24 protein-coding genes are annotated in these 25,213 nt (G+C 68.9%); 6 read left to right on the forward strand and 18 right to left on the reverse strand.

Annotation, left to right across the window (positions count from 1 at the left end):
- Window positions 1-4: 4 nt before the first annotated feature.
- The 7 genes from lpxA to FVA80_RS16335 form a co-directional block, all read right to left on the reverse strand.
- Complete coding sequence (gene lpxA, locus FVA80_RS16305; RefSeq protein WP_147909824.1) at window positions 5-823, reverse strand: acyl-ACP--UDP-N-acetylglucosamine O-acyltransferase; 819 nt, start codon at window positions 821-823, stop codon at window positions 5-7.
- On the reverse strand, window positions 820-1,296 hold the full coding sequence (gene fabZ, locus FVA80_RS16310; protein WP_147909823.1) for a 3-hydroxyacyl-ACP dehydratase FabZ: 477 nt from the start codon (window positions 1,294-1,296) through the stop codon (window positions 820-822). Before fabZ ends, lpxA begins: the two co-directional genes overlap by 4 nt.
- A 121-nt stretch (window positions 1,297-1,417) precedes the next feature.
- A complete protein-coding gene (gene lpxD / locus FVA80_RS16315) occupies window positions 1,418-2,488 on the reverse strand; it encodes a UDP-3-O-(3-hydroxymyristoyl)glucosamine N-acyltransferase (RefSeq protein ID WP_147909822.1) in 1,071 nt (356 codons plus the stop codon).
- A 50-nt stretch (window positions 2,489-2,538) separates the two neighbouring features.
- Window positions 2,539-5,109: an outer membrane protein assembly factor BamA gene (gene bamA, locus FVA80_RS16320; RefSeq protein ID WP_147909821.1), complete on the reverse strand. Its 2,571-nt coding sequence runs from the start codon at window positions 5,107-5,109 to the stop codon at window positions 2,539-2,541.
- 407 nt (window positions 5,110-5,516) lie between these two features.
- Entirely contained in the window at window positions 5,517-6,671 is a 1,155-nt protein-coding gene (locus tag FVA80_RS16325; protein WP_147909820.1) for an RIP metalloprotease, read from the reverse strand.
- Window positions 6,672-6,844: 173 nt separating this feature from the next.
- Complete coding sequence (locus FVA80_RS16330; protein ID WP_147909819.1) at window positions 6,845-8,428, reverse strand: DHA2 family efflux MFS transporter permease subunit; 1,584 nt, start codon at window positions 8,426-8,428, stop codon at window positions 6,845-6,847.
- 8 nt (window positions 8,429-8,436) lie between these two features.
- A complete protein-coding gene (locus tag FVA80_RS16335; RefSeq protein WP_147909818.1) occupies window positions 8,437-9,678 on the reverse strand; it encodes an HlyD family secretion protein in 1,242 nt (413 codons plus the stop codon).
- Window positions 9,679-9,815: 137 nt separating this feature from the next.
- Here FVA80_RS16335 and FVA80_RS16340 point away from each other — a divergent pair, with 137 nt between their 5' ends.
- The 4 genes from FVA80_RS16340 (at window position 9,816) to FVA80_RS16355 (ending at window position 14,380) form a co-directional block, all read left to right on the forward strand.
- The gene (locus tag FVA80_RS16340; RefSeq protein ID WP_147909828.1) at window positions 9,816-10,454 is read left to right on the forward strand and encodes a TetR/AcrR family transcriptional regulator; all 639 of its coding nucleotides are present in this window, start codon (window positions 9,816-9,818) and stop codon (window positions 10,452-10,454) included.
- A gap of 200 nt (window positions 10,455-10,654) precedes the next feature.
- A complete protein-coding gene (locus FVA80_RS16345; RefSeq protein WP_147909817.1) occupies window positions 10,655-11,914 on the forward strand; it encodes an MFS transporter in 1,260 nt (419 codons plus the stop codon).
- A complete protein-coding gene (gene fhuF / locus FVA80_RS16350) occupies window positions 11,911-12,618 on the forward strand; it encodes a siderophore-iron reductase FhuF (protein ID WP_147909816.1) in 708 nt (235 codons plus the stop codon). The genes FVA80_RS16345 and fhuF overlap by 4 nt, the downstream gene beginning before the upstream one ends.
- A 10-nt stretch (window positions 12,619-12,628) precedes the next feature.
- Window positions 12,629-14,380, forward strand: a complete 1,752-nt coding sequence (locus tag FVA80_RS16355; RefSeq protein WP_147909815.1) for an ABC transporter ATP-binding protein — start codon at window positions 12,629-12,631, stop codon at window positions 14,378-14,380.
- Between the two features lie 64 nt (window positions 14,381-14,444).
- On the opposite strand, the gene FVA80_RS16360 is transcribed toward FVA80_RS16355, so the two are convergent.
- From FVA80_RS16360 to FVA80_RS16375, 4 genes are all read right to left on the reverse strand, one after another.
- Window positions 14,445-15,329 carry an NAD(P)H-hydrate dehydratase gene (locus FVA80_RS16360; RefSeq protein ID WP_147909814.1) on the reverse strand — a complete coding sequence of 295 codons (885 nt, stop codon included), beginning with the start codon at window positions 15,327-15,329 and terminating at the stop codon, window positions 14,445-14,447.
- Window positions 15,330-15,367: 38 nt separating this feature from the next.
- The gene (locus FVA80_RS16365; RefSeq protein WP_147909813.1) at window positions 15,368-16,132 is read right to left on the reverse strand and encodes a histidine phosphatase family protein; all 765 of its coding nucleotides are present in this window, start codon (window positions 16,130-16,132) and stop codon (window positions 15,368-15,370) included.
- An 85-nt stretch (window positions 16,133-16,217) separates the two neighbouring features.
- Window positions 16,218-16,706 carry a CinA family protein gene (locus FVA80_RS16370; protein WP_147909812.1) on the reverse strand — a complete coding sequence of 163 codons (489 nt, stop codon included), beginning with the start codon at window positions 16,704-16,706 and terminating at the stop codon, window positions 16,218-16,220.
- 15 nt (window positions 16,707-16,721) lie between these two features.
- Window positions 16,722-16,943, reverse strand: a complete 222-nt coding sequence (locus FVA80_RS16375; protein WP_147909811.1) for a hypothetical protein — start codon at window positions 16,941-16,943, stop codon at window positions 16,722-16,724.
- Between the two features lie 145 nt (window positions 16,944-17,088).
- Between FVA80_RS16375 and FVA80_RS16380 the strand changes: the two genes are divergently transcribed.
- Entirely contained in the window at window positions 17,089-17,367 is a 279-nt protein-coding gene (locus tag FVA80_RS16380) for a hypothetical protein (protein ID WP_147909810.1), read from the forward strand.
- Window positions 17,368-17,478: 111 nt separating this feature from the next.
- On the forward strand, window positions 17,479-17,751 hold the full coding sequence (locus FVA80_RS16385) for a hypothetical protein (RefSeq protein ID WP_147909809.1): 273 nt from the start codon (window positions 17,479-17,481) through the stop codon (window positions 17,749-17,751).
- 348 nt (window positions 17,752-18,099) lie between these two features.
- Here FVA80_RS16385 and FVA80_RS16390 read toward each other — a convergent pair whose 3' ends face one another.
- From FVA80_RS16390 to FVA80_RS16425, 7 genes are all read right to left on the reverse strand, one after another.
- A complete protein-coding gene (locus tag FVA80_RS16390) occupies window positions 18,100-18,867 on the reverse strand; it encodes a DUF2076 domain-containing protein (protein ID WP_147909808.1) in 768 nt (255 codons plus the stop codon).
- Window positions 18,868-19,077: 210 nt separating this feature from the next.
- On the reverse strand, window positions 19,078-19,917 hold the full coding sequence (locus tag FVA80_RS16395; protein WP_147957846.1) for a porin family protein: 840 nt from the start codon (window positions 19,915-19,917) through the stop codon (window positions 19,078-19,080).
- A gap of 291 nt (window positions 19,918-20,208) precedes the next feature.
- Window positions 20,209-20,991 (reverse strand): peptidoglycan editing factor PgeF, encoded by a 783-nt coding sequence (gene pgeF / locus FVA80_RS16400; protein ID WP_246691980.1) that lies wholly within the window; start codon window positions 20,989-20,991, stop codon window positions 20,209-20,211.
- Between the two features lie 365 nt (window positions 20,992-21,356).
- A complete protein-coding gene (locus tag FVA80_RS16410) occupies window positions 21,357-22,427 on the reverse strand; it encodes an SAM-dependent methyltransferase (RefSeq protein WP_147908111.1) in 1,071 nt (356 codons plus the stop codon).
- Window positions 22,424-23,329 (reverse strand): prolipoprotein diacylglyceryl transferase, encoded by a 906-nt coding sequence (gene lgt / locus FVA80_RS16415; RefSeq protein WP_147908112.1) that lies wholly within the window; start codon window positions 23,327-23,329, stop codon window positions 22,424-22,426. Before lgt ends, FVA80_RS16410 begins: the two co-directional genes overlap by 4 nt.
- 82 nt (window positions 23,330-23,411) lie before the next feature.
- Window positions 23,412-24,275, reverse strand: coding sequence for a VOC family protein (locus tag FVA80_RS16420; RefSeq protein ID WP_246691981.1), 864 nt, complete (start codon window positions 24,273-24,275; stop codon window positions 23,412-23,414).
- Between the two features lie 35 nt (window positions 24,276-24,310).
- Window positions 24,311-25,213, reverse strand: coding sequence for an SMP-30/gluconolactonase/LRE family protein (locus FVA80_RS16425; RefSeq protein WP_147908114.1), 903 nt, complete (start codon window positions 25,211-25,213; stop codon window positions 24,311-24,313).

Below are 25,213 nucleotides of genomic sequence, written 5' to 3' on the forward strand. Positions count from 1 at the left end.
GGGCTCAGGCCGCCCCGATCGGGACCGGGAGCTCGCGGGGCGTGCAGATCGAGCGCTTCCCGCCCGCCCGGATGAAGGCAAGGATCTCGGACACGGCGGCGTGGGACTCGAAGGTCACGGCGACGTCCTCGACCCGCTCCATCAGCGTACCTTCCGGCGCGAACAGCAGCCGGTAAGCCCTGCGCAGCGCGTGGATGTCTTCCCGAGCGAAGCCCCGGCGCTGCAGGCCGATGATGTTGAGCCCGGACAGGTAGGCGCGGTTGCCGAGCACCATGCCGTACGGGATGCAGTCGTTCTCCAGGCCGGAGAGGCCGCCCACGAAGGCGTGCGCCCCGACCCGCGCGAACTGGATCACGGCGGCGCCGCCCCCCAGGATCGCGTAATCGCCGACGCTGCAATGGCCGGCCAGCATCACGTTGTTGGAGAAGATGACGTGGTCGCCCACCCGGCAATCGTGCCCGACATGGGAATTGGCCAGGAAGGTGCAGTGATCCCCGACCGAAGTTTCGAGGCCGCCCCCGCTGGTGCCGGGGTTCATGGTCACGCCCTCGCGGATCAGGCAGTCGGAGCCCACCGTCAGCGTCGAGGCCTCGCCCCGATATTTCAGGTCCTGCGGCTGGTGACCGATGGAGGCGAACGGGAAGATCCGGGTGCGGGGGCCGATCGCGGTTCGGCCAGCAAGGACCACATGGCTGAGGAGCTCGCACCCCTCCCCTAGCACCACCTCTGGGCCGACGTGGCAGAACGGGCCGATCCGCACGCCGTCCCCGATCTCGGCGCCGGATTCGATCACCGCGCTCGGGTGGATGAAGGCGTCGCTCACTCCGTCACCAGCATGGCGCCGATCTCGGCCTCCGCCACCAGCACGCCGTCGACCCGGGCCTCACCCCGGAACCACCACATGGTCCGGCGGTGATTCATCTTCTTCATGTGAAAGCGCACCTGGTCGCCGGGGGTGACCGGCTTGCGGAACTTGCACTTGTCGATGGTCATGAAGAACACCTGCTTGGTCCGCAACTCATCCGTTCGGATGTGGCGGCAGCAGATCGCGCCGGCGGTCTGGGCCATGCCTTCGATCAGCAGGACGCCGGGGAAAACCGGCATTCCGGGGAAATGCCCCATGAATTGCGGCTCGTTGGCGGTGACGTTCTTGATGCCGACGCAGGATTCATCGCGATCGATCTCGACGATGCGGTCAATCATCAGGAACGGGTAGCGGTGCGGCAGCAGCTCCAGCAACGTCTGGATGTCGGCTGTGCCCAGCTCCTCGTCGGTGTCGCGCGCCGCCTCGCTCATCGAATCCCGTACCTTGCGTCACCGCCATCGGGCGGACCGATATCCGCCCGCCATGACGGGCGGACGCCCTCTTCGGAAGAAATCGGCGGAAGCGCAAGGGTTTCCCGGCACCGGGCTACGATCAGACGGCGTCCGAAGGCGGATCCTTCTCCGCATCCTTGCCCGAGCGCTCGGCCAGGCGCGCCAGCGTCGTCAACTCCCGGAACCACGCCCGCACCGGCTTGGCCGGGGTGCCGCCCCAGCGGCTGCCCGGCGGGACGTCGCGGTTTACGTTGGACGAGCCGGCGATCTGGGCGCCACGGCCGATGCGCAGGTGGCCGACCACGCCGACCTGGCCGCCGAGCACCACGTAATCCTCCAGCGTGGTCGAGCCCGAGATGCCGACCCCGGAGACGATCACGCAATGGCGGCCGATGACGACGTTGTGGGCGATCTGGACCAAGTTATCGATCTTGGTGCCCTCGCCGATCACCGTATCGCGCGAGGCGCCCCGGTCGATCGTGGTGTTGGCGCCGATCTCGACATCGTCCTGGACGATCACCCGGCCGATCTGCGGCACCTTGAGGTGCGTGGCGCCCATGGCGAAGCCGAAACCGTCCTGTCCGAGCCGGACACCGGGATGCAGGATCACCCGGTTGCCGAGGAACGCGTGGCTCAGGGTCGTGCCGGCGCCGATGGAGCAGTCGCGCCCGATTCGGACGCCGGGGCCGATCACCGCGTTCGGGCCGATGACGCTCCCGGACCCGATCTCCGCCCCCGGCCCGACGACGGCGCCGGGATCGACCGTGACCCCCTCCTCCAGCCGCGCTTCCGGGTGGACATGGGCGCCTGGAGCGATGCTGCGGCCGCCGAACTGAGAACCGGGACGCAGGGCGTCCGGGTGCAGGCGGCCGAGCAGGGCCGCGTAGGCGCGGTATGGGTCGCGGCTGACCAGCGCAACGGTCCCGGCCGGACAGCGCGCCGCGAAGCGCGGGCTTACCAGGCAGGCGCCGGCGCGGGTCGCAGTGAGCGCGTCGCCGTAGCGGGCATTGTCCATGTAGGCGAGGTCGTTCGGCCCAGCGCTCTCGAGCGGGGCCGCGGCGGTAAGCCGGTATTCCGGGTCCGCACCCTCGGGCAGGGACGCACCGGCGGCGGCGGCGACATCGGCGAGGGTGAGGAAGCCGGTCGCGGCGAAGAAATCGGGATCTGACATGCAGGGCAACGCGCCGGCCGGAGAAATCCGGCCAGCGCGTGTGGTTTTTATCAGAACCGCGAGCCGCCGGAGAAGCGGAACGCCTGGGTCTGATCCTTGCCGATATGGCCGACCTTGCCGAGCAGCGGCACGTAGACCGATTGGCCCTCGTCCTTCGTCAGGGCGTAGGCGTAGTCGAACCGGATCGGGCCGAGCGGCGAGTTCCACAGGATGGACGCGCCGATCGAGGAGCGGATCGCAGCCGTGTCGCGGACGTTCACACATTCCGGCTCGACGCCGATGTTGAATGCGGAGAAGTTGCACTTCCCGGTCTGGGGCGAGATGCCGTTGATGAAGCCGTCGCCGTTCACGTTGAAGTTACGCCGTCCGCTATAGCCGAACAGCGTGCCGGCATCGGCGAAGACCGCGCCCTTCAGGCCCAGATCCCGCGGGATGAGGGGCAGCGGGAACTGCACTTCGAGGGTACCGCCGATATAGGTGGAACCGCCGATGGCATTGGAGCGGGCGTCGGCGATGCCGACGTCGCGCGGGCCGATGCCGTTCGGCGCGAAGCCGCGGACCAGCGACGGGCCGAGGAAGAACTCGTCGGTGACGCGCAGCGGCTTGCCGTCGATGGCGTTGATGTGACCGCCCTGGAACCGGACGAACCCGATCACGTCTTCGAACAGCTCCTTGTAGTAGCGCGCATCCGCGGTGACGCGGAAGAACTTCGAGTCGCCGCCCAGGCCGGCCACGTCGGGCTTCAGCTCGGCGTAGAGGCCGTTGCGCGGTGCGCCGACCACGTCGAGGGTCGAGTAGGCGAGCGTCAGGCCGGCCAGCGAGGTCAGCGTGTTGCCCTGCGAGCCCTTGATGGCGATCGACGCTTCGCCGTCATACGCGCAGTTCGGGTAGACCGACTGGCCGCCGATGTTGCGGCCGCTGTTCGGGTCGATCGTGCCGCCCGCGTAGGTGGCGGTGTAGCCCGGGATCGGCGTCGAGCAGTCGTTGTACGGCCGCTTGAGGGTATTCGGGACCTTCAGCTCGGTGTTGTACAGCGAGTAGCGCAGGGTGATGCCGAACTCCTCGGTTATCGGCAGGCCGAGGCGCAGCTGGCCGCCATACACCGTGGTCTCGTAGCGCGAGTACCGGGTCAGGTCGGAGTACTTGTAGAAGGCGTCGAAGCCGGCGGCGAGCCGGTAGCCGAGGAAGTACGGCTCGGTGAACGAGAAATCGACGCCGCGCGAGTACTGGCCGCCCGTGCCGGCGAGGCGGACATACTGGCCGCGGCCGAGGAAGTTGGACTCGGAGACCGAGACCTCGCCGATGATGCCGTCCTGGGTGGAGTAGCCGCCCGCCACCGAGAACGAACCCGTGGGCTGATCCTCGACATCGATGTTGATGACCACGCGGTCGGCAGCGGAGCCGGGCTCGTTGGAGAACCGGACCTTCTTGAAGAAGCCGAGGCCGTTCAGGCGCCGCTCGGCCCGATCGGTCAGCACGCGGTTGTAGGCATCGCCCTCGGCGATATCCAGCTCGCGGCGGATGACGTAGTCGCGGGTGCGGGTGTTGCCGCGGATGTTAATGCGCTCGACGTAGACGTGCGGGCCGTCCTCGACCACGAAGCCCAGCGAGACCTGGTGGGTCGCGGGATCGCGCTGGCCGGTCGGGCGGACCTGGGCGAACGGATAGCCGGCGCGGTTGACCTCGCGGGTGACGTTGTTGAGCGTCCGCTCCACGTCGTCGGCGTTGTAGACGTCGCCCACCGCGGCGGTGATGTTGCTGTCGAGCTTGGCGGTGTCGATGCCGGGCAGGCGGGAATCCACCGCCACAGCGCCGACCTTGTACTGCTCACCCTCGTTGACCGTGATGGTGATGACGTAGCCCGAGCTGTCGGCCTCGACGTAGCGGGCGTCGGCGCTGACCACCTGGAAGTCGGCGTAGCCGTTCTTCAGGTAGTAGCGGCGCACCTGGTCCAGGTCGGTGGTGATGCGATCCGGATCGTAGACGTCGGAGGTCTTGATGAACGACAGGAAGTTCATCTCGGAGGAGCTCATCAGCCCCTTCAGGGTCCGCTCCGAGTAGGCGTTGTTGCCGACGAAGTTGATCGAGATGATGCCGGTCTTGTCGCCCTCGTCGACCTGGTAGATCACGTCGACCCGGCCGTTCGGCAGGTCCACGGTCCGGTAGGTGACCTTGGCGGTGCCGCGGCCGAAGCGCTTGTAGACGTCGCGGATGCGGGCGAGGTCGGCGTTGACGATGGCCTCGCTGTAGGGGCCCCGCGCCTTGGCCTCGACGATGCCCTCGAGCGTCGCCTTCTCGACCTTCTTGTTGCCCTCGAACACGACCCGGTTGATCAGGTTGTTCTCGCGGACGGTGACCACCGTGCGACCGCCGGACTGGGCGACCTTCACGTCCGAGAACATGCCGCTGGCGAGCAGGTTGCGCCGGGCCTCCTCGGCGGAGCCGGACGCCGTCCCGGTCACGTAGGACCGGATCGTGTCGGCATCGACGCGCTGGTTGCCCTGGACGACGATCTGCTGCGCCTGAGCGGCACCGCTCAGGACCAGGCCCGCACCGGCGGCGACTAGGACGATGGTCTTCCGCACCGACTTACGTCGGGGCTTCCCCGTCAACGACATCATGCAATCGCCCGTTTCTGTTCTGGTCGCGGGGGTTAGCCCGTCACAGGCGACCGTTGACCGGTCGTCCTGTCACCCTGGTCCAAGCGTGGCTTCAGGTCCAAGCGTAGCTCTTAGCGGGATTCCCCTGCCAAGCAAACGCGCGGGAGGCCATCGTCAGGGGATTTTGGGGGGTCGTGGCCTTCGCGCCACTTAACGGAGGGCGGACCACGCGGGCAAAGCCCCAATCATGGTGAATGGCCCGTAAATCTCTGAGGCCACACCTGTTTTCGCACCCGCCAATGCTGGCATTAACGCTGTTTTAGGCACCGCCCGGGGCGCCTTCGGGGCAGTCTCCGGGCGGTATCGCGGCGGGATTAGGGCACCGATTCCGGTGGAGACCGGACCGGTGCCCGCGCGGGATCCCCGGATCAGGTGTTCCGCCAGGACGCGCCGAGGTTGAGGATGTCGTTCCACGCGGCGAACAGCATCAGCATCAGGACCAGCGCGAGGCCGATCCGGAACCCGATCTCCTGGGCGCGCTCGCTGAGCGGACGACCGCGGACGACCTCGAAGGCGTAGAACAACAGGTGCCCGCCATCGAGAAGCGGCACCGGAAAGAGGTTCAAGAGGCCGATCGAGACCGAGAGCAGCGCGATGAGGCCGACAAGCCCTCCGACGCCGCCGTTCTTGGCGACCTCGCCGGAGACCCGGGCGATGCCGATCGGACCCGACAGCTGATCGGCCGATTCCCGTCCGGTTGCGAGCTTGCTCAGGTAGGAGAAGGTCCGCTCCACCACGAAGTAGGTCTCGCGCACGCCGAGATCGAGGGAATCGAGCGCTCCGTACCGGACCAGCCGCGCCTCCGACCCGGCCGGCGAGCGGATGCCGAGCCGGCCGATCCGGTGACGGCCGAAGGGCGTCTTCTCCTCGTAGGTGGCGGGCGTCGCCTGGATGGTGATCGGTTGCTCGGCCCGCTCCACCGTGAAGGTCAGCGGTGTGCCGGCACTGCCGGTCACGGTGCGGTACATGGCGTTGAAGTCGCCGATCTTCTCGCCGTCGATGGCGGTGATCACGTCGCCGGGCTGGAAGCCGGCCTGGGCTGCGACGCTGCCGGGTTCCACGGAGGAGACCCGGGCGGGCAGCTCGTAGCGCCCGGCCAGCCAGATCGCGCCGGCAAAGAGCAGGATCGCCAAGATGAAATTCGCCACGGGTCCGGCGGCGACGATCGCGGCGCGCTTGGCCACGGGCTGGGTCGGGAAGCTGATCGCCCGCTCGTGCGGGGACATCCGGGCGATCGTCTCCGGATCCGGCATGCTGGCGCCGTTGGCGTCACCGTGGAACTTGACGTAGCCGCCGAGCGGGATGGCGCAGAGCTTCCAGCGGGTGCCACGCCGGTCGTTGAACCCGACCAGTTCCGGTCCGAAGCCGAGGGAGAAGGCGTGCACGCCGACCCCGCACCAGCGGCCGACCAGGAAATGGCCCATCTCGTGGACGAAGACCACCACGGTGAGCACGAACAGGAACGGGATCACGGCTCCGAAGAAGCCGCCGGCGGTCCCGCCCATCGCGTTGAGAAAGTCCATAAGCCGATCCCTGGCCGTCTCTGCACCGGCTTCTCAGGCCGGCCATCCGGCCGGTCTAGCAGATCGGTGCGGTTGACCGCCAACGCAATCCTCCGGGCCTGACGCGGGTGGTCGCGGGGCGCACATCGCGACAGACGATCCCCGATATCCTCGGGCCTACGCAGTGCAAGCCGTCAGTGTCCCCCGCCCCCGCCAGCCGCCGCGCGGGGCCGGCGGATCAGCGGCACGGCGCAGGCCATCGCCAGGAACAGGACCGTCAGCGCCAGGAACACGTCCTCGAAGGCCATGACGAGGCCCTGGATCCGGACCGTGTTGGACATGGCCTTGAGCGCCATGCCGGGGGCCGCGCTGCCGTAGGAGTCGAATCCGCGCTGCATGGAGTCGAGGCGCTCCAGGGCGGCGGTGTTGGCCCAGGTGAAGCGCTCGTGGAGCCGGGCGAGATGCAGGTCCCAGCGGGCGTTCAGCACGGTGTTGATCAGAGCCAGGCCGACCGCGCCGCCGAGGTTGCGGGTGAGGTTGTAGAGCCCGGAGGCATTCTTCATCCGGGCCGGCGGCAGGGTGCCGAGCGCGATGTTGTTGATTGGGATCATGCACAGCATCAGCGAGCAGCCGCGCAGCACTTGCGGCCACAGCAGCTCCCAGAAATCCCAGTCCTTCGTAAGCCCGGTGACGATCCAGGTGCCGCAGGCGAAGCCGACGAAGCCGATCCCCATCATGATCCGCGGATCGACCTTGCCGGACAGCCGGCCGGCGATCGGCGCGGTGGCGAACATGCACAGACCCGAGACGAACATGGCCTCGCCGATCATCAGCGCCGAGTAGCCGCGCACCCGGGCGAGGTAGACCGGGTAGATGTAGGTCAGCCCGTACAGGCCGATGCCGAGCACGAAGCTCGCGACGCAGCCGCTGGCGAAGTTGCGGTCGGAGAAGGCGCGCAGGTCGACGATCGGCTGCCTGGCCGTGAACACACGCCAGAAGAACAGCAGTCCCGAGACCCCGCAGACCACCGCGCAGGCGAAGACCGCCTCGTCCTGCAGCCAATCGTGGTTCGGACCCTCCTCGAGGACGTATTCGAGGCAGCCGAGGAAACCCGCCATGAACGCGAGGCCGGCCCAGTCGAACGACTTCAGCAGGCCGTAGTTCGGCTTATCGAAATCGATCAGGATCCAGGTGGAGACCGTCACGACGATGCCGGGCACGACGTTGATCAGGAACAGCCAATGCCAGGACATCAGGTCGGTGAGATAGCCGCCGATCGTCGGCCCGATGGTTGGCGCCAGCGTCGCCACCAGACCGATCATCGGCGACACGATGGTACGCTTGGACGGTGGGAAGATCGTGAACGCGGCGGCGAACACGGTCGGGATCATGCCGCCGCCGATGAAGCCCTGCGCGGCGCGCCAGACGATCATCTCGGAGATCGACGAGGAGGTCGCGCACATCACGCTCATCAGCGTGAAGCCGCCCGCCGAGATCGCGAACATCCAGCGCGTCGAGAGCACCCGCGACAGGGTACCCGACAGCGGAATCGAGATGACCTCGGCGATCAGGTAGCTGGTCTGGACCCAGGGGATCTCGTCCCCGGAGGCCGAAAGGCCGGCCTGGATCTCGTTGAGGGAGGCCGAGACGATCTGGATGTCCAGGATCGCCATGAACATCCCGAACACCATGCAGAAGAACGCCACCATGCGGCGGCGGTCCATCGGCGGCTCGGCGGCCGGGGCTCCGGCCGGGATGGCGGCGGCGGTGGCGGCCATGGTCGGGCTCAGCGGCTTGCCGCGTCGAACCGCCGGTTCGCGGCCTGGTCGAGGACCGAGCGGTCGGTGCCGGTCCGGGTATCGACCCGCACCTCGGCCGAGAGGCCGGGCCGCAGCAGCCCCTCGCGGGCGATCTCATCGGGCACGCGCACCCGCACGGGCAGGCGCTGGACGATCTTGGTGAAGTTGCCGGTGGCATTGTCCGGCGGCAGCAGGCTGAACACCGAACCGGAGGCCGGCGAGAACGATTCGACCACCCCGTGGATCTCGCGATCGGGGTAGGCGTCCACCGTCACGATCACTGGCTGGCCCGGGCGCATGCGCTGCACCTGCGTCTCCTTGAAGTTCGCGTCGATGCGCACGCTCTGGAGCGGGACCAGGGCCGCGACCCGGGTGCCCGGCGCCACATAGGCGCCGGCCTCGACCGCCTTGTTGCCGACCACGCCGTCGAACGGGGCGCGGATCACCGTGAAGTCGAGGTCGCGCCGGGCGCGGTCGACCGCGGTGCGCAACTCGGCCGACAGGCGCTCCGCCTCGCGCTTCTGGGCCTGGAGCACGTCGACGTTGGCCCGGGCCGCCAGCAGCCCGGCCTCCATGCCCTTCACGGAAGCCTCGGTCCGGTCCCGGTCGGCGCGGGCCTGGTCGATCCGCGACTTGGCGACGTAATCCGCCTGCATCTGGGTCGCCCGGGCGAAGTCGGCCTGGGCGCGAACGGCATCGGCGCGGCTCGCGTCGATCTGGGCGGAGGCCTGGGCGACCTGCGCCTGCGCGGCCTCGACCTGCCGGCCGATCCGTACGATCGTGCTCTCCTGCGTGGCGAGCTTGTCCTGCGCGGCCTGGAGCGCAAGGCGATAATCGCCGTCGTCGAGCTTGGCGATCACGTCGCCCTTCTTGACCGAGAGGCCGTTCACCACGGGCACGGATTCGAGATAGCCGGAAACCTTGGCGGCCAGGACCGAGATATCGGCCTGCACATAGGCGTCGTCGGTCGAAATGAAGAACCGCCCTACGCTCCACCATTGCCAGCCCTCGTAGCCGCCGCCGGCCAGGGCTGCAGCCAGAACTCCCACAAGCACCATGCGCCGGAGCGGGCGCTTCCTGGCTGGTCCGGGTTCCTGAACGATCGGGGCCGTCGTGGACATCACGGCGGGACGGGGCTGAACGGTCGCCGGTGCGGGCCCTTCGGCACGCTCCTCGTCCGATGGCTCGCTGTGCGCACCGGACCGGTCGCCATCCTCGCGTAGGGACATCGTACGCATCTGACCTGATGACCGAACCGTTCCGTCAACACACCGGACGTGCCTTGACCCACGTCGAATCTCACTTCAGGGTAAATTGACCGAACGGTTCGGTCAAGGGAAACGGCGTGTTGGACGCGGAGTGGGTGATGATTCAGGGCGCGGTGCTGGAACGGGGATCGTCACCGATCGAAAGCGACAAGCGGCGACAGATCCTCGACGGCGCGCGCACGGTCTTCCTGGCGGCGGGGTTCGACGGAGCCAGCATGGGCGAGGTCGCCCGGGCGGCCGGCGTCTCGAAGGGCACGCTCTACGTCTACTTCGACAGCAAGGAGGATCTGTTCGAGGCGCTGATCATCCGGGAGAAGAGCAGCCTGGCCGAGGCCCTGTTCACCCTGGACGCCGACGATCCCGACGTGCCGGCCGTGCTGACGAAACTCGGCGCCAGCTTCCTGACCGAGATGGGTCGGCCGGAGCACGTGGCGGTGGTCCGTATGGTGATCGGCGCCTGCGAGAAATTCCCGCGCTTCGGACAGGCCTTCTACGAGGCCGGTCCGGCCTGCGGCGTGGCGCGGCTGTCTAGCTATCTGGACGCCCAGGTGCGGGCTGGCCGGCTCCGCGTCGCCGACACCGAACTCGCCGCAAGGCACTTCCTGCACCTCTGCCAGGCCGGCCAGATGACGCGCCTGCTCTTTGCGGCCGGCGATGCGGCGGGCGCGGCCGAGATCCGATATCAGGTCGACGGCGCAGTCCGGGTGTTCCTGGCCGGGTATGGGCCGGAGCGGTAGGGCGGGTCGATGTCGCGGGTCTCCGCGCGCATATTGTCCAGCATCGAAGGCTTGCCGGGTCCGATCTGCACGGTTTAAACATGTATACCCAAAGAAAAATATTGAATTAGTTTGATTATAAACTGGCGCTGCCGACACGGACCTCGATCGGGGCACGATGAGGCTTGGGGCAAAGATCCCGAGGCCGGACGGCGCATGCGATGCTGCACCCGGTGACCCGGGCAAGCGACGCCGAGGTCGGGCTGCGTCTGGGCGGGTCCCTGGCGGGCGTTCGCCCCCTCGCGCCGTTCTTCTGCCTGTACATGACCTTCGGGGCGACCCTCGGATTCCTCGCCGGCGGAGCGCCGCTGATCCTGCGGGTCCGGGGGCTCGATCTCGCCGAAGTCGGATTGTTGCAGCTCATCAACCTGCCGGTGGGCCTGACCTTTTTGTGGGCCGGTGCCATCGACCGGATCCGCCTGCCGTTCCTCGACCACCGGGTCGGATGGATCGTCGCCGCACAGGGCGTGACGGTCCTGCTGCTGGGCGTCCTGAGCTTCGGCGAGCACTGGCCGGTGTCGGCGCTGCTCCTGCTGGCGATCGCGGCCTGCGCCTGCGTCGCCACCATGGACATCGCCCTGGAGGCCCTGGTCGTTGAGACGATCCCGGCGGAGCGACGGGCGTTCGTCGCCTCGGCCAAGCTCTGCGGGGCGTCCCTCGGCGGCATCCTCGGCGTGGGCGTCCTGGTCGGCTCTTACGATATCCTTGGATGGCGGGTTGCCGTTCTCGCCTGCGCCGCGCTCGACGCCCTCTGTCTCCTGCCGATCCTCGGCTACCCGGAGGCCCGGCTCCGCGGGTCCGGCGGTCTGCCGGAACGGTGGTCGGGGTCGTTCGCCCGCCTGCGCGCCCTCGGCGCGCGGATCCTGGTACTCGGCTCCTACTTCGCCGCCGCCTACCTCCTGTCGGGGCCGAACACGCTGGCGCTGCTCGATCTCGGCGTGCCGCTCGCGCAGGTCGGCTTTCTCACCGGCACGGTGCTGCCGGCGATCAACCTCGTCATGGCGCTTGTCGCGGGCGGCCTCGCCGCACGTTTCGGCACGGCCCGGCTGATCGCCATCGGGGCGGTCGGCGTCCTCGCCTCCGGCGGCGTGATGGCATCCGCCTGTGCCGCCGGCGCAGTGGATGTTGCGGTCGCGGCGACCATCCTGAACTTCGTCTGCGGTGGGATCCTGGGCGTGCCGGTGTTCAACATGATCTACCGCTGGGCGCAGGGGCCGAGGCCGGCCACGGACTATGCGCTGCTGTTCGGCGCAGCATTCTTCGCGGCGATGCCGCTCCGGGTCGCCGCCCCGGCTCTGGCCGAGTGGATCGGGTGGCCCTCCTATTTCGGAGCCGCGCTGCCGATCTACGCCGCCGCGGTGGCGGCGCTGGTGGTGACGGTCGATCGGACCCTGCGGGCCGACGGAGTTGGGGCACGATGATCGCCGAGATCGCCGCATGCGTCCCGGCCTCCCTGGAGGCGTACCGGGGCGGCGTCGCCGTCGGGCCCGGCGGTCCCACGGCGCTTCCCGTCGCCGCGCTGCGCGAGCCGGCCGTCTTCGACGCGACGCTGGCAACCTTCGGAGCCGGATACGGGGCCGCCGACCGGCGCGTCCTGGTCTCGTACTGGAGCCAGTTCTACCTGGCAGCTCTCGCGACACCGGCCCTGACCGCCCTGATCCGCCTTGGGCGCCCGCTGCCGCTGGGCTTCGACACGACACGTCTCGAACTCGACGATGCCGGCCGGCCCGCCCGCCTCCTGGTCCCGGCGGAGACCCCGGATTGCCGGTCGTCGGATTGCGCGTCCGGCCTGGCGGGTCTGGTCGAGGGGCACCTGAGCCCGTTCGTCGAGATGTGCCACGCCCGATGCGGCATCGCCCCCCGGGTCCTGTGGGGGAACGCGGCGGTGATCCTCGACTACGTCGCCGGGGAACTCGGCGGCGCAAATGACCCGGCCTGCACGGCCGCCGCGACCAGGCTCGGATGGCGCGGTACGCTCGCCTGCGGTAGGAACCCCCTCGCGCAGGCCTTGTGCGCAGATGCGTCGGGCTGCCGGCGCCGGCGGGTCTGCTGCCTGCGCCACCGCCTTCCGGGCGTCCCGTCCTGCGGAGCGCTCTGCCCCCTCGAACGCGCCACCGAGCGTTGACCCGTCCGCCATGCTGAAGGCCTTCCTCGCTTATTATAGGCCGCACCGGACGCTGTTCCTGACGGATTTCGGCTGCGCCGTGCTGTCCGGCCTGCTGGAACTCGGCTTTCCGATCGCCGTGAAGGTCTTCGTCGACCGGTTGCTGCCGCAGCAGGATTGGAGCCTGATCGTGCTGGCGGCCTGCGGCCTCGCGCTGGTCTACGTGGCCAATGCCGGCCTGATGGTGGTGGTGACCTACTGGGGCCACGTGCTCGGCATCAACATCGAGACCACGATGCGGGCGCGGGCTTTCGATCACCTGCAGAAGCTCTCCTTCCGGTTCTACGACGGGCAGAAGACGGGTCACCTCGTCGCCCGGGTGACGAAGGATCTGGAAGAGATCGGCGAGGTCGCCCACCACGGGCCCGAGGATCTGTTCATCGCCGTGATGACACTCATCGGGGCCTTCGCCCTCATGGTCTGGGTTCACCCGACCCTGGCGCTGATCACCGGTGCAATCCTGCCGGTCATCGCCTTCGTGAGCCTGCGCTACGGCGGCCGCATGACCCGGAACTGGCAGACGCAATACGGCCGGGTCGGCGCTTTCAATGCGCGCATCGAGGAGAATGTCGGCGGCATGCGGGTCGTGCAGGCGTTTGCCAACGAGCAGCACGAGCGCGCCCTGTTCGCCCGCGACAACGCCCGCTACCGGGACACCAAACTCGAAGCCTACCGGCTCATGGCGGCCAGCCTGTCGATCAACTATCTCGGCCTGCGCCTGGTCCAGATCGCAGTGCTGCTCGGCGGCGCGGCCTTCGTGGTCCGCGGCGACCTGACCGCCGGCGGCTTCGTCGGCTTCCTGCTGCTGGTCGGCGTCTTCTACCGCCCGCTGGAGAAGATCGGCGCGGTGATCGAGACCTATCCGAAGGGGGTGGCGGGCTTTCGCCGCTACCAGGACCTGCTGGCCACCGAACCCGATATCGTCGACCGGCCGGACGCCATCGATGCGGGGACCCTGCGCGGTGACATCCGCTTCGAGGGCGTGAGCTTCGGCTACGACGCGAGCCGCCCGATCTTCGCCGGGCTCGACATGGCCATCGCCGCGGGGGAGACAATCGCCTTCGTCGGCCCGTCGGGCGTCGGCAAGACGACGCTCTGCGCGTTGCTGCCGCGCTTCTACGAAGTCGCGGCGGGGCGGGTGACGTTGGACGGCATCGATGTGCGCGCGCTCACCCTCGCCTCCCTCCGGCGGCAGATCGGCATCGTTCAGCAGGACGTGTTCCTGTTCGCCGGCACGATCCGCGAGAACATCGCCTACGGACGCCTCGACGCCACCGAGGCCGAGATCGACCAGGCAGCCCGCCGCGCCCGGCTCGGCGCGCTGATCGACAGCCTGCCCACCGGGCTGGACACGGTGGTGGGCGAGCGCGGGGTGCGGCTGTCCGGGGGGCAGAAGCAGCGCATCGCCATCGCGCGGGTGTTCCTCAAGAATCCGCCCATCCTGATCCTCGACGAGGCGACCTCGGCCCTCGACACGCAGACCGAGCGCGAGATCCAGCAGGCGCTGGCCGACCTCGCACAGGGACGCACGACCCTGGTCATCGCCCATCGGCTGGCGACGATCCGCGACGCCGACCGCATCGTGGTCCTGGGTGAGGACGGCATCGTCGAGCAGGGGCGGCACGCGGCATTGCTCGATGCCGACGGCGTCTATCGCCGCCTGCACGCGGCACAGTTCGGTTCGCCTCCGGAAGGCGAATTTTCCGCGACTGCGGCGGAGTGAGACCCAGCGTTTAAGCCATCCTCTGCCGTTGCGAACGCTCCGGTCCGGTGCCGTCGGCAAGCCGCTACGTCATGACCTCGGCCAGGATGCAAGGGATCTCCCCCGGGATCTCGCGGGCCATGAACCCGATGCCGCCGTAGCGGCGCGCGAGCCGGCGCCCGGCCTCGCCGTGGGCGTACACACTCCAAAGGGCGGCCGCCTCCGGCTCGGCACCGCGGGCCAGCAGGCCGACGACGAGGCCCGCGAGCGTGTCGCCGGAGCCCGACGTGGCTAACCCGACATGGCCGACTTCGTAGCACCAGGCGCGGCCATCCGGGGCGACCACATGGGTTCGGCCACCCTTCATGACCGTGACCGTGCCAAAGCGCTCGGTCGCGCGTCGGGCCGCTGCCAATGGATCCGCCTCGATCGCCGCACGATCCTCATCGAGGAGTTGCGCCATCTCGCCGGCATGCGGGGTGATGATCGCCGGCTTGGTCAGTCTCCGCGTCAGGTCGGGGACGGCACGCAACGCGGCAAGGGCGCCGGCATCGAGGACGAGCGCGGCCTCGCCGGCTCCGCGGACCAGAGCCCCGGTGACGCCCTCTGCGTCGGCATCCTCGGACATGCCGGGTCCGACCAAAACCGCATCGACGCGGGCCGCCCGCTTCGCGAGCGCCTCGGCGCAGGAGCGGTCGATGCCACCGTCCTCGGTCTGCTTGAGCCCGACGACCAGCGCCTCCGGCACCGCGATCCCGATTGGGATCGCCAGGTCCTGGCAGACCGCAAGTTGCAGCTTTCCGGCGCCGACCCGGAGTGCCGCATGGGCCGCCAGCAGCACCGCGCCGGGCAGGCCCGTACATCCGGCCACAATGAGGACGCGGCCACGTCCGTCCTTGCTGTCGCCGTCCGGCTCGGGCGGGGCCATGCTGCGGAGGATGTGCTCGGTGACCGGCGTGACGGTGCTCATGGTTTCCCCCGGGCGCTTAGGCTGCCGCCGTGCACGAGTTACGTCGCAGTCGCGTCGGCACCGGGTTCGGAGGTAACGGGAGTGCCTTCCGCCTCAAGGGGTGCGACGAAGTTGTAGCGGATCTGCACAAGCCCGCCGCCAGGTGCCGCGGAGGCCGAGAATGCGTACTCGGTCACGCCGCAATTCGGCACGTCCCCCCGGGCGTCGATGGCCAGGATCTCGGCCTCGGTCATCTCCTCCAACAGGTAGCGCAGACACAGCACAACCACCTGGTGGGCGACCAGGAGGATCCGGCGCCCATCATGGTGCAGGCCGACCGTGTCGAGGGCGCTGCGCAAGCGCAGGATCACGTCGCACCAGCTCTCGCCGCCCGGCGGGCGATGGTAGAACTTGCCGAGATCGCGGCGCAGTTCGGCCTGCTCGGGATGGTGTCTCTCGATCCCGATCCGCGTCAGCCGGTCGAGGATGCCGAACTCTTTCTCGCGCAGCCGCTCGTCCACGAGGAGCCGCGGCGTAGCGGATGCGACGCCGCCCGCCCTGCGGATCCCCTCGGCCGTCTCGACCGCGCGCCGGTACGGCGAGGCGAGGACGAGGTTCGGGCGCTCGTCGTCGGGGAGGCTGGCGAACCACCGCCCCAGAGCCTCCGCCTGAGAATGGCCGAGCGCACTGAGCGGCACGTCCACGTCGCGCTCCGGAATGTCGATGCGCGCGGCGCCCGCAGCCTGGGCTGCGTCGCGGGCGACGTTCCCGGAGCTTTCGCCATGGCGCAAGACCCACAACCGAAGCGGGTATCTCTGAGGCACGTGGATCTCCTGGAGCGAGGCCGGTTCGACAAGGCGGAACGTCGGGCCGGCAGGCCCGTTCCGGCCCGCCGACGCCCCGCGCCGCTCAGCGCTCCTCCGTGAGAACCCGGTCCAGCAGATCGAGGAGGCCGCCAGCGAAGGCCCGCATGTTCGCGACCCGGTCCGCGCCGCCGGTCTCGATCGTGGACACCAGCGTGACCGGTCCGCTGACCGCCAGGCAGGTGTGCCCGGCCGCATCGCCGTAGCGGTTGCCGCTTGGGCCGGCGGCGCCGGTCTCGGCGATACCCCAGGTCGCGCCGTGCCGTTCCCGGACCGTCCGGGCCAGGAGTGCGGCATAGCCTTCGGAGGCCGAGCGCAGGCCGGCCATCGCAGCGGCGTCGATGCCGAGCAGGCAGGCGCGGGCCTCGGCCGTGTAGACGATGGCGCCACCGAGGAAATACGCGCTGGCGCCAGCCACCGACAGGAGCGCGGCCGCGACGAGCCCCCCGGAGGACGACTCGGCGACCGCCAGCGTCTGCTTGCGCGCGATGAGCAGAGCCCCAAGGCTCGAGGCCCTCGGCAACAAATCACGCATGGCCAATTCTCTCGATCACGCGCCGGCTTCAGGCCAGACCGCGATCGTCGCGCCGGCGGATTGCAGAGTGACGCGGTGGGAATGCGCGTCGTCCCGGGTCTTGCACAGGTCGATCGCCGACGCGAACCGGGTCCGCGCGGCGATTTCAGTCTCGACATCCTCGGAGATGACCTCATGGCCATCGCGAGACGTGATCACCCGGAAGGGCGGGTGCTGCTTCAGGTCACTGGCTTCCACGGATGTCGCCTCTCATCGGATCGTGTCGCGGTAAGCGCCCGGCGACCGGGATCGTTGCGCAGGCCCGTGCCGATCCGCCGGATCCGGGCACAGTTCGTTAAGCCTACGGTCGTAGCCAGGAGGCTCCTCAACACGCGTGGGTGATATGCCGAGACTGGGCCATAGGATCATCGACGGGCTGGCCCTCGTCCTGGTCGGCACCGGGCTAGCTGCCATCGTGGCGGGGTATCAGAGCAACTTGCCGGCGCCGCCCTTGCAGGTCGCCGAACTCGCATCGTCCTGGGCCGATCCACTGACGACCGGATCGATCACGCGGGCGACCAAGGCCGACGCTGCCCCGATTCGGCCGGCCCGGAAAAGCGAGGCCCCGGCCCATCCCGCGGTCCCGGGCCCGCGGGTGTGGATCGATCCGCCGAACCGCTGACCACACCGCTCCTTTGCTCCGCCTCAGGTGAAGTCACATCCCCAGCGAACAGACCGGGTCCGGCCGCGTTGTCTTAGGAGCCCGAAGACGGGCCGAACCGAGGAAACGCACATGCGCATCAAGACTTACGGCTTCGCGGCCGCGCTCGCCGTCGCCCTGACCGGTACCGCCTATGCCCAGCAGCCAGCCGGCGGCGGCAGTGCGACCGGCAACATGAACAATCCCGGTTCGGTCAAGAGCAACAGCCAGAAGATGAACGAGGGCGCACCTGCCGCGACCACCGGCACCACAACGGGCGCGGCGGGTGCGGCAACTGTGCCGGGCACCGGCACCGCGCGGCCGGGCGTCGGAGCTGGCACAGGCAACACGGCTCCGGCCCGATAGCCGCACCGCCGGAACCGAGGCCCCACACCTCGGTTTCCGGCCCATGTCACGCTTCCTGTTCCCGGTCGCCATCGCACTCATTCTCGCCAGCGTCGCCTTCGCCCACTGGGAGAATTCAGGACCGGAACCTGGAGCGACGCCGGCCACGATACAAAGTCCGGCCGCGTCGGATCGGCTCAAGCTCGCGCGCTGACGTCGACACGACTAAACATCGAAGCTTCGGCCATTGGCGCCTTGTCGACAGTGCGTTCGAGACTGGAGCCGCCTCGCATAGCCGTCCAAGTCGGCGAGAAAAAACCCGGCCGCGCATGGGCGCGACCGGGCCTCGTTTCGGTCTGGTTGGATCGATCAGGTCCAGTCGCTGTCGTCGCCACCGCCGAGATCGCCGCCGAAATCACCGGAGGGATCGCTGAAGCTGGCATCCTGGAAGTCGCTGCCGCCACCGCCGTCGAGGGCCGAGCCGAGATCCTGGTTGCCACCGTCGCCGTAGTAGTTGTTCACGACCGTCTCACCGCCACCGCCAAGGCCTGCTGCCGCGGCGCTGCCGAGGCTCGAATGCCCACCCGCGAAGGCGTTCGACAGCGCGCTGCCGAGCAGCATGCCACCGGCCGCGCCGGCCGCCATCGGGAGCGCGGTAGCCATGAAGCCACCGCCCCGGGCCGGAGCTGCCTGAGGCTGCCCGCCCCACGGACCGCCCTGCTGCTGCGGCGGGTAGCCCGGCTGCTGCGGGTAACCCTGCTGGGGATAGCCCTGCTGGGGATTGCCCTGGGGCGCGCCGCCCCAGGGCTGGCCGCCAGGCCGCTGCTGCTGCCCGTAGCCGGGCTGCGGCTCCTGGCGCTGGCTGCCACCACCACCGAAGATGCTCGACAGGAAACCGCCACCGCCGGAGGACTGAGCCGGAGCGGCCTGGCTGCGCGCCTGCTCGAGCTGCTGGTTCAGGCTCTTGATCGCCTCTTCCTGTACATAGATCAGCTGAGCCATTGCGTAGGGAGCATAGGGCTGGGTGCGGAGCTTGTCGGCGATGAAGCGCTCGGCCTCCGCGTCGCGGGGCTGGGTCTGGGCCTGCTCCAGACGCTGGAAGATACCGGAGATGACGTCGCGTTCTTCGCTATTCATGGAGTCGTCCTCCTCGAGTCGTACCCGCGGGCTCGAACGCGCCGCACGGCCGCAGAGGACATGGGTGTGCGGTGACGCTTTGTCAGGGGCGGTTGCGAAAACTTCATCTCAGCGCGTCCAGGCCCCCGACGCAAGAAAGCCCGACCTTTCGGTCGGGCTTTCTCACCTGTTCCCACGAGGCCGGCGCGGGGAGCGCGCCGAACTCAGATCTTAGTACGAGCCGAACTTGTAGTTCAGGCCGGCGCGGACGACGGCGAACTCGTCGTCGCGGCGGCCGATGGCGCTGTAGGCCACCGGGACGAGGTTGGCGGCGTTGACGACCAGGGCGCCCTGGTTGCGGTTGCCGCGCTCCAGGTTGACGTACAGGCCTTCGACCTTGAGCGTCACGGCGCTCGAACGGAAGAAGTTCAGGAACGAGTCTGTGGGGAGCGCGTACTCGATGCCGCCGCCGACGGCGTAGCCGGTGCGGAAGCTGTCGTTGCCGGCGTAGCCGCCGAACGAGCGGTCAGCGCTGCCCGAGCCGTAGGCGAAGCCGCCGGTGCCGTACACGAGGGTGCGATCGAAGGCGTAGCCGAGGCGGCCGCGCACGGTGCCGAAATAGTCGAGGCTCGACAGGCCGCGTGGGTCGGTGACGTAGTAGCCCGGGGCGACGGCGCCGCTGATGAAGGCGTTGTTCCGGTTGCGGCCGAAGTCGAGGTACTGGGCGTCGGCCTCGATGCCGACGACCACGCCCGAGCCCGGGGTGAACTGATAGTTGTAGCCGACCTGGGCGCCGCCCGAGAAGCCGTCCTGGCTGCGGTCGCGGAAGGTGGCGGTGGTGCCGACGGCGGCGTAGGGGGCCGGGATGCCGAAGACCGAATTGTTGGAGCGGCTGCTGGCGTCGAACGCGTAGCCGGCGTTGATACCGAAGTAGGCGCCGGTCCAGGTGAACACGGGCACCGGGGTGAAGATCGGCGGCGGGGCGGCGCGGCGCGGCAGGTCGGCGGCGAAGGCCGAGCCAGCGAGAGCGACGCCCGCGAGGGCGGTGGTGGCGCGAAGCAGGGATTTCATCTTCTGGTCCTCACGGGTTGCTCCGCTTCGGCCTCTCGGGACCGATACGGAACGCGGATCTGACAATCGTCCAGCGGTTCCAGGGCTGCTTTACGCGGGCGGTATCGCCGACCGCTCATCGCGGCCCCTCTGGCAATCCGCCGTTTTTCCCCGGCACCTCGTGGGTCAAAACGCGCTCGAATGGTCAAGGTTCGCTTATGGCCACGCTTTTTCGCGCGATTTTCGTTTGACAAAGTGTCGCACCTCCCTGGACGCAATGGCCACGCTGGCGTTGGGCGTCGTCCGATACCATCATGGGGTCAGTGCGATAGCGGAGATCAGCCGCCCGTAATCCGCCTCTCCGCGATGCGTGGTCCGGCGATAACTGTAGAAGCGCTCCGGGTCCGCGTAGGTGCACAGGCCGAGCATCGCGGCCTCGCCGATCGCCGCCTCGCCGAGTCTTGCCAGGATGAAGCCCGGAAGATCGAACTGCGCATGCCCATCGCGATTCGCCGCCCCCAGGAAGCGCTCCTGGCCGGGAGCCTCGGCGCGGAAGCGCGCGATGAAGTCCGGGCCGACTTCATAGGAGGCTTGCCCGATCGTCGGACCGAGTACAGCTACGATCCGCTGCCGCCGCGCACCGAGGGCTTCCATGGCCTGCACCGTCGCGGCGATCACCCCCGTCAACGCGCCCTTCCAGCCGGCATGGGCGGCGCCCACCACCCCGTTCTCGGGATCGGCGAACAGGATCGGGCCGCAATCGGCCGTGGCAATGCCCAGGGCGAGGCCCGGGACCCGCGTCACCATGGCGTCGGCTTTTGGGCGGTCCGCAGCCGGGAACGGGGCCTCCACGGTGACGACCACGGCAGAATGGACCTGGTAGAGGCTCACGAGGCGGTCCGACGCCAGGCCCAACTGGGCGCACATCCGGGTCCGGTTCTCGGCCACATGCTCCGGTGCGTCGTGCGAGCCGAGGCCGCCGTTGAGCGACGCGTAGACGCCCTCCGAGACGCCGCCGGCCCGCGTGAAGAAGGCATGGCGCAGACCGGCATGCGACGAAAGTTCCGGCGCCTCGATGGACCTGCCTGCGGTCACGGTCGGCTCCCTAGCGGTTGTGCTGCCGCGCTCGATAGCGGAACGGCCGGCCCTTGACGACGTCGTGGAACCGTCAGATTCTTGCTGCATTGCAGCATGAGTCCGGATTCCGGATTCTTCCGAGAAGGATCGCAATGTCACGACGGACCGAGAACGACTCCCCGATCGAGACCAGGGCGCCCGAGGTTCCGGAACACCGGAGCCCCAGCACCGCCGAGCATCCCGTCGTGCGCGAGCGCGGCGACATCGACCCGTCTGACCTGAACCCGCCGGCACCGCCAACCCCGCGGGCCGCGAGTGGATCCGACGCAGGTTTCGGCTCGTTCGGCTGACCACATCCTCAGCCGCCGTCCGGACGCGAAGCCTCAGGCTTCGGGAAATCCGGGCAGCGGCCCGAGATCCTGGTCGGTTACCGCCAGGACCTTGAACAGGCTGCCCATGCCGGTCAGGCTAGCATCCGTCAGCCGTTCCACGGCCGAATCGATCGTAAGCACTTGATCTGCCGTGGCGCGCGCCTTCAGCCGCTCGGCGCGCTCCAGCAGACCGAGGGCAAGAAGGAATTCCCGCTGCTCCACCGGACCGAGGATCGTTGCCGCCTCGGCACGGGCGGCCCGGGCCAGGGCCGCGAAATCAACGTGATGCGTGAGATCCGCCTCGCCCGGTGCCGCGAGCGGGTCGGCGAAGCGGTGCCCCGCCAGAGCCTGGAGAGTATCACCAAAGCCCGGCCGAACATGGCCGTAATCGATCGCCAGCAGCGTGCCGCCGGTCGCGCGCAGCCGGCGGGCCAGCGTCCGCATCAGCGCGAGCCCGGCACCGGGGACGCTCAGCAGAGCGCCTTCCGTGCCCGGGGCCTCGATCTCCACCGCGGGCTCGGGGGCTAGCCCGAAGACGAGCCCGCCTTCCGGCCCAAGGCCGACCTGCCGCTCGTGCCAACCGCTCGGCCGGCGCTCGAACTGGCGGACCGGCAGGCAGTCGAAGAACTCGTTGGCGATGAAAATCGCCGGACCCTCGGGCAGAGTCTCCAGGCCTGCGTGCCAAGTGGGATCCGTTCCGGCCAGGGCGCGCGCCTGCACGTCCCGCAGGACCGGACTGGTCTCGACCAGGTGAAGCAACACCCGCACGCCCGGGGCCGCCACCCTCAGGGCTCGCAGGGCGTCGGCCATCAGCGTGCCGCGACCGGGGCCGAGTTCCACCAGAATGAGCGGGTCCGGCCGCCCCATTCGCCCGTGAACGTAGGCCACCCAGGCGCCGACCAGCTCGCCGAACATCTGGCTGATCTCGGGCGCCGTGGTGAAGTCACCCTGCACCCCAAGCGGATCGCGGGTGCGATAATAGCCGTGGACCGGGTGTCCCAGGCACAGGGCCATGTAGCGGTCGACGCCGATCGGGCCGCCGTGCCGGATCAGCGCCGCGATCTCGGCTCCGAGCGGCGTCACGCCTTCGCGGGCGCCTCGCGCGCCGCCTCCCGTGGGTCGGACGCCGCCACCGCGTTGCGCGGACGGGTCCGCCCTGTCGCCGCCAGAACGATGTAGGTGAGGCCGACGATCATCATCGGCACGCAGAGCAGCATGCCCATGGTCACGCCGCCGCCCATCGGCCCGAGATGGTCGCCGAACAGGAAGCCGAGCTGCCGGTCCGGCTCGCGGAAGAACTCGCAGATCGTCCGGGCCAGGGCGTAGCCGAACACGAATATCCCGCCGAGCAGACCGGGCTTGCGGAAGCCGAACCGGCGGACGCTCAACGCCATGACAATGAACAGCAGCAGCCCTTCGGTTGCCGCCTCGTAGAGCTGGCTCGGATGGCGCGGAAGCGGCCCGCCGGTGGGGAACACGATCGCGTAAGCGAAGTCGGGCGCGACGCGGCCCCACAACTCGCCGTTCACGAAGTTCGCGATCCGCCCGAAGAACAGGCCGATCGGCACGACCACGGCGCCGATGTCGAGAAGGGTGTAGCCGTTGAGCTTCTTGGCTCGAGCGAACAGCAGGAAGGCCAGGATCGCGCCCAGGAAGCCACCGTGGAACGACATGCCGCCGTTGCGGATCGCCAGGATCTCCATCGGGTCGGCGAGGTACATCGGCAGATTGTAGAACAGCACGTAGCCGATCCGGCCCCCCAGCACGACGCCGAGCGCGACCCAGACGACCAAGTCGTCGATGTCGACCACCTGCGGGCGCTTGACCACGCCCCACAGGCTGTCGGCCATCACGAGGCGGCGCGCGTAGTACCACCCGCCGATCAGGCCGGCGATGTAGGCAAGCGCGTACCATTTGATCGTGATCGGCCCGATCGCGAGCGCCACCGGATCGATGGCCGGAAAGGGCAGTGCGAGGAACGGCATCGGTCTGACCTCCGGGGCGGCCGGATTGGACGCCGGAGGGGCGACGCGTCAAGTGCGCAACACGCAGCGTCCGTCCGCGGGCTCAAGCCTTCACGAACAGGAACCCATGGCCATCCGGTCCCACACAATAGGCAGCCTCGCCATCCACGGACGAACGACGTGCAAACCCTGCGACACGGAGTACCTCGAGCAGCCCGTCCATATCGGCCACGGAAAAGACGAATCGCGTAGAGGCACGGTCGGCCGCGCCGAACACCGTGTTTGACCGCTTCGAGCCGGCCGGCTGACGGTAGTGCAGCAGTTCCACATGCGGCGCGGGTGCGGGCGGCGTGAGCGCAATCACGTCGACCACGGGATCATCGAGGCCGTCGAGCCGCGCCTGCTCGGGCCCCCGGTTCAGGCCGGTTTGCGCGACGCGCAGGTTCAGGGCGCCGGTGAGGAACGACAGCGTCCGATCGAGATCGGCGACGGTAATCGCCGAGTGGTCGATCCCGAGGAACAGGCCCGGCGCGGCCCGCCAGCGCGCGGCCGGCTCCCCGTCGGGGAAGAAGATCAGTTCCAGAGGATGCCGGTCCGGATCGCGGAACTTGTACGCGGTGACGCCACCTGAGGACGCGGGGAGGACCTGCGCGCGGCCCTGGCTGATCGGCGTCGTCTCGACCCGGCCGAGCTGCGCCATCGCAGCATCGATGTCGCGCACCGGGATCGCGAGGTGCTGAAAGAACGGATCGGTCGCCGCAGGATCGACCGGGTAAGCCGCGCCGGGGGGCTCGACCGTGAGGAACGTCACCATCTGGCCGCCGAGACGCAGGCGCAGCTGCCGGGCCTGCCGCCCCGTCAGACCCATCGCCTCGGCCTGCGCGGTCGGCACCGGTTCCGGCGGAGCGATCCGCTCGAAGCCGAGACCGTCGCGATAAAAGGCCTCCGTGACGGCGAGGTCCGCCACGGTGCGGCTGAAGCCGACGATGGCCCGGACGCCGCTCATAGCAGCCGCGCCCCGCGCACGTTGGTGTAGATTGCGTACAGCGTATGCGAGGCGCACAGGAACAGGCGGCTGTCGTTGCGGCCACCGAAGGTGAGGTTCGCGACCGTCGTCGGCACCAGGATCTTGCCGATCAATTCGCCGCCAGGGTCGATGCAGTGCACGCCATCGCCGGCACTGGACCACACATTGCCATGCTCGTCGCAGCGGATCCCGTCGGCATTGCCGGGCGCGATCTTGCAGAACACCGCCCCACCGGACAGGCCGCCATCCTCGGCGACGTCGAACACGCGCACGTGCTGGATCGGGTCCGTTGCGAATTGCAGTCCGGTCTCGACGACGTAGAGCTTACGCTCGTCGGGGGAGAAACACAGGCCATTCGGACCCTGGAAGTCGTCGGCGACCACGCGCAGCGACCCGTCGCGGGGGTCGAACCGGTAGAGGGAAGCAGGAAGCTCGGCTTCCTCCTTGCCGCCTTCGTAATCGGTCTGGATGCCGTAGGGCGGATCCGAGAACCAGATCGTGCCGTCGGACTTGCAGACGATGTCGTTGGGCGAGTTGAGCCGCCGCCCCTGATAATGCTCGACCAGGCTGGTGATGCGGCCGTCGAGTTCGGTCCGGTGGATCCGCCGGCCGCGATGCGAGCAGGACAGAAGCCGCCCCTGGCGATCCCGGGTGTGGCCGTTCTCGAAGTCGCTTCCCTCGCGATAGACGCTCAGCCCGGCTTGATCCGTCCAGCGCATCACCCGGTTGTTGGGAAGATCCGAGAACAGCAACTCGTTGCGGTCGCCGAAATAGACAGGGCCTTCGGTCCAGCGAAAGCCATCGGCGAGCTTTTCCAGTGGCGCGTTCGGCAGCACATACGCCTTGAAGCGCGGCTGCGTCAGCTCGAAGCCGTCCAT

This window comes from Methylobacterium sp. WL1 (assembly GCF_008000895.1).
GTDB lineage: Bacteria > Pseudomonadota > Alphaproteobacteria > Rhizobiales > Beijerinckiaceae > Methylobacterium.